General features: G+C 37.7%; 6 protein-coding genes. 1 reads left to right on the top strand and 5 read right to left on the bottom strand.

Annotated elements, in window-relative coordinates:
- Nucleotides 1-252: hypothetical protein (locus KKD20_06860; protein MBU4332794.1), on the top strand; the 252-nt coding region annotated here is incomplete at its 5' end.
- 392 nt (nucleotides 253-644) lie between these two features.
- Here the strand turns inward: KKD20_06860 and KKD20_06855 are convergent.
- The 5 genes from KKD20_06855 to KKD20_06835 all read right to left on the bottom strand — a co-directional run bounded on the left by KKD20_06855 (nucleotide 645) and on the right by KKD20_06835 (nucleotide 4,108).
- Nucleotides 645-1,085: a hypothetical protein gene (locus tag KKD20_06855; GenBank protein MBU4332793.1), complete on the bottom strand. Its 441-nt coding sequence runs from the start codon at nucleotides 1,083-1,085 to the stop codon at nucleotides 645-647.
- A complete protein-coding gene (locus KKD20_06850; protein ID MBU4332792.1) occupies nucleotides 1,082-2,158 on the bottom strand; it encodes an HD domain-containing protein in 1,077 nt (358 codons plus the stop codon). The genes KKD20_06855 and KKD20_06850 overlap by 4 nt, the downstream gene beginning before the upstream one ends.
- A gap of 7 nt (nucleotides 2,159-2,165) precedes the next feature.
- Nucleotides 2,166-2,564: a hypothetical protein gene (locus KKD20_06845; protein MBU4332791.1), complete on the bottom strand. Its 399-nt coding sequence runs from the start codon at nucleotides 2,562-2,564 to the stop codon at nucleotides 2,166-2,168.
- 411 nt (nucleotides 2,565-2,975) lie between these two features.
- Nucleotides 2,976-3,662, bottom strand: coding sequence for an SOS response-associated peptidase (locus KKD20_06840; GenBank protein ID MBU4332790.1), 687 nt, complete (start codon nucleotides 3,660-3,662; stop codon nucleotides 2,976-2,978).
- A 152-nt stretch (nucleotides 3,663-3,814) separates the two neighbouring features.
- Entirely contained in the window at nucleotides 3,815-4,108 is a 294-nt protein-coding gene (locus KKD20_06835; GenBank protein ID MBU4332789.1) for a hypothetical protein, read from the bottom strand.
- Nucleotides 4,109-4,309 lie beyond the last annotated feature (201 nt).

Here is a 4,309-nt window from a genome sequence, read left to right as displayed (position 1 = left end):
GGATTTCAGTATTTGCGAGTCGTACCAGTAACGCGAGCCGTAAATTCAAGTCATGGGAGTTTGTCAGAAAAATGGGCCGCAGATTATCACAGCTCACCGGGGATGGTGGAATTCAACAGGGCATCAAAGGCGGCTGTTCAATATGCCGACATCTCTGATATAGTTAAGATGATAAATATGCAGGGTGGAGGGTCCCTAATGGCAATCGTAAACGAGGCTCAGAAGCTTGTGGATTTGCCCCTTGAGAAGTGATTAACAAATTTAAGCTCCTCGGCGCTCTTCTATTGAGACGAGCCGCCGAACAAGAGCGCGAAACGGGAGCTTAACAGGAAGGGCATGGGCAAACCCTTCGCAATTCTATATTTATATGATTTTTAAGAAGTGATACTGAAATCCCACGGAAAACAAGTGAAAAAGATGCGGCATGAACGATGCAGGTGTCCGCAAGAAGAATCGAAAACCCGGTTATGTTTCGGGATGGTAGGGTCCTGAATAAATAAAGAAACTCGTTTGGCCAGCTTACAAAGATAAAATAGAAAGAATTTATTAAGAAAGTGGATCAGAAATCAGGATGATTATTGAATATGGAAATGCGAAGGTCCTCCCCATGACCCAGATTAAAAGGCGGGTCAAGACTCGAATTACTACAATAAGTTTTTACATGACGTATATGCTTCAGTTTTGAAGATAATTCCAAATTCACTTTTAAATATATTCAGTGCTGACTTGGCTATTTTAGCTTTGCAATCGTCCGGACAAAAAAGGTGCCCTTTTAGCTTGTGGGTGTTATACTGATCTGTCCACTGCTGAGTCGGAAAAAATTCCGACAATGGTTTAAGATCTTTATCCGCGTCTGTTTTATTTGTCCTAATAAATGTCGCTGATGATTCTTTAAAGGATGGAGGCTTAGGTATATCAATCCATACGTCATGTTTGGAACATGGCTTTCCTGCATCCTCCCAAATTTTCTTTGCAATACTTCGTAGCTCAATCTCTTTTTCTTCATTATTAATTTTGGTTGACAGAAACTGCAGAATATCACCCGCATGAATCGTTTTTCTACTTATCACTAAAGCTCTTTTCAAAGGTCTCCTATACAATATATTATGATCATACGGTGAATTTCATCATCGGCAGTCTGAATCCCTACTGCCATGAATTCCGTATCAGTAAACCAAAGAAAATCACATGCATTCCTAAAGGAGAGTTTTTTACCTCTAAACGGTAGCTCAATATTGTTTTCAATAATATATTCATAAACGCCTTTAAACATGCAGTCACAAGCTTTAACTTTTTGGTGGTGATATATAGTTGAAAAAAGAAGCATTTTATTGAAAATAATTTGTTCTAGACTTGAAACACCAGAAATCCCAATAGTAAGATCCTTTATCTCAATATCACTTCTAATTTCCCTAAAATCTGATATTGCTATCTCATGCATCAATCTATCTAAATCTAATAGCAATGGCAGTCCGCTAAACCTGCTATCTCGATAAATATAGTCAAGTTTGTCTGCATCAAATGCACCATTAATAATACTAGATTTAAAACGATTTGTTTCAGATGATGGCGACCCAATAACAAAATTTGCCACTTCGGCTTGGTCAATACTTATTCTGTATTTATTCGAAATAAAACTAAAAAAATTAGAGAAAGCTTTGGTCTTAATTAACCTGTAAGTCAAATATTCATGGGGTTTTGGGTCTGCTTCGAACTTTTCATCTTCAATAAAAGGAGTAAGTAAATCGCCATAAAGAAGTTCTGATGAATGCGAGAATAGGCAATGCCCAATATCGTGTAACAAAGCTGAAAGTCTAATATTAATTAGATCTTTGTCGTCTAAAAACTTTTCTCCTTTTTTCTTTGAACTGAAAAAAAGTTTTTCTGCCAGTATTGCAGTTCCTAAAGTATGTTCAAACCTTGAGTGTAATGCTGAAGGATACACATAATTCACAAAACCCATCTGCCTTATTTGTCTTAACCGTTGAATAATTGGCAGGCTAATTACAGATAATTCGAAAGGTTCAAAGCGATGTGTGCCCCAGACAGCATCATTTATTATTTTTTCAGATGCGAAAATTTGAAAATTTTTTTCAGTTCCAATAAAGGCTTCTGCGAAGTCTTCAATGTTTTTTAAAAAATCTTCTTTCTTTTGCACTGGCTTATCAGGACTTACTTTGCAAACTGGTGATTTTTAGTGCTAAATCAGAAATGGTTTTTTGAAGATCAGAATCAATTTTGGGTTTTACAATTTTATCATAATATATATCTGTTTCTTCAGAAGTCTGATATTCTACCAAATCAGGATTAAATCGTTTTAATTTGTTAGAATATTGGAGATTGAATAAGGCGTGCTCCAGCACCTCTGAAAAAGGTGCGGCAGGGGATCCAGAAAATCGAAATGGTTTTAAAAGAGCTGTAAATTTTGCGTTCTTTCTGAGGTCGTAAACTGTTCGGTGCAAAAAATGACTCGGTGCTATAAACTTATTAAATTTCCCAATTTTTAGCATACCTATTAGTATTTCCTCTGGCAAAAGAGCATGACCCATTCCAATTTCTCCCATTCTCTTAGAGTTACAAATAAGGTATTTATATGAAATAACATGATTTAATTGAGTCATTTATTTATTTTAAAGCCTGTATCTCTTGCTATAAAAAACTATTTTTGTCAACACATTTATAACCACGATTATTTTTTTAACTACTGATAACAAAATAAATAATATAATGATTTAATTTTAAACTTGTTAAAATAGATATCGGTCAATTTATAGAAAAATAAAATTTTAACACCCAATAAATATTATTTGCGGAGCCGTAAAAAGTCAATATTTCCAGTTTTAAAATTGCTAACTCATTGAAATGATGAGTTAGCAATTTGCAAAAATGGCGTTTTTAAGACTTTTACGAGAACATCATTATTAGCTCCACGATTATATTAAAACGGAAATCGGCCAATACCTATGAAGCAAAGATTAATAAAACATCCCCCCTATTCCCCCCCCAACCCCAACCCCAACCCCAACCCGCGCAATACACCCCGGCTCATTCCACACCGCGCTGTTAACCCTTTTTGAAACCGGGTAAAATTTGAACTCCGTGAACATCCCGCCCGAAAGAATTTCCTTAGGGTCCTTTGCATCCGGATCAAGCCATTTTTCATAATATTCCGGCTTCAGGATCACCGGCATCCGGTTATGGATCGGTTGAACGGATTCGGCTGCAGCCGTGGTGATGAGCAAACAGGATTTATAGGGCGGATCTTCCTTGTCCCAGGTTTCCCAGAGACCGGCAAAAGCAAAAGGATCATCAGATGGCAAGGTGATGTAATAGGGCTGCTTTTTCCCGTCTTTTTCCCGCCATTCATAAAACCCATTGGCGGGTATCAGGCACCTTCTTTTTTTAAAGGCTGCCCGGAATGCAGGTTTTTCAGCTACCGTTTCCCGCCTGGCGTTTATCAGGCGATTCCCGATGGATTTGTCTTTTGCCCAGAAAGGAACCAGGCCCCAATGAAAATTTTCCAGGTGGCTTTTGCTGTCCTCTTTGAGGATTAAGGGGATTTCCTGGGAGGGTGCAACATTGTAGTTTGGCTGAACGTGAACCGAGGTCTGGTCAATTTGAAAATGTTCTCTTAAATTATAAACCACAAACCTTCCGCACATAGCCCTTTATTCCTTGGAATGGGTTCAATCCTGGGGCGAGAAATGGGGACATTTATGTTTATATGCTTTTCTAAAAATGTTAAGAAGAATATCATCGTCTTATGGAATATAATCGCATAACAGCATAGAATGTCGCCATATTATCCTAAACCTTAATGGCTCTCCTTGCTCAAAAATTGTCCCACTTCAACAGGAAGATTCTCAATATCTGATGATAAATCAACAATTTTGATAGGGATTTCCAAGGCAGCAGCCACTGAAGAAGCCCATTTTATTTCTCGGTCTTGAAAAGTGGATATTAACTCTTCATTGTATTCACACCCATCTCGATTTGAAATGCGAACTGCAATAGTTGACGGTTTATCTATCAAAAGAACTATGGCGAATGGCAATATTGATTTAAATAAGGCCATAGGAAGTTCCCGAATCACTGAACTAGAGTCCATAAGGCAAAAGTGCCCATCCAGCAAAATCGTATTTTTCTCCGTTCGGTAATTATATAATTCCTCAGTAATGTCCGGTTAAGTTTTTGCATGTAGTTGATCATGTTCTTTGAAAAAGTATTCATTGGGAGAACCGCCCGAGTCACGGAGTTCATTCTGGATTTGAATTCGTAATGCCCTGGCTCTTTTGATGCTGACTGCCTC

The organism is Patescibacteria group bacterium (genome assembly GCA_018896645.1).
GTDB lineage: Bacteria > Patescibacteriota > Patescibacteriia > UBA2591 > JABMQE01 > JAHIMF01.
The sequence above is the reverse complement of the archived record's forward strand: the minus strand, read 5'-3'. Positions and strand labels throughout refer to the sequence as shown.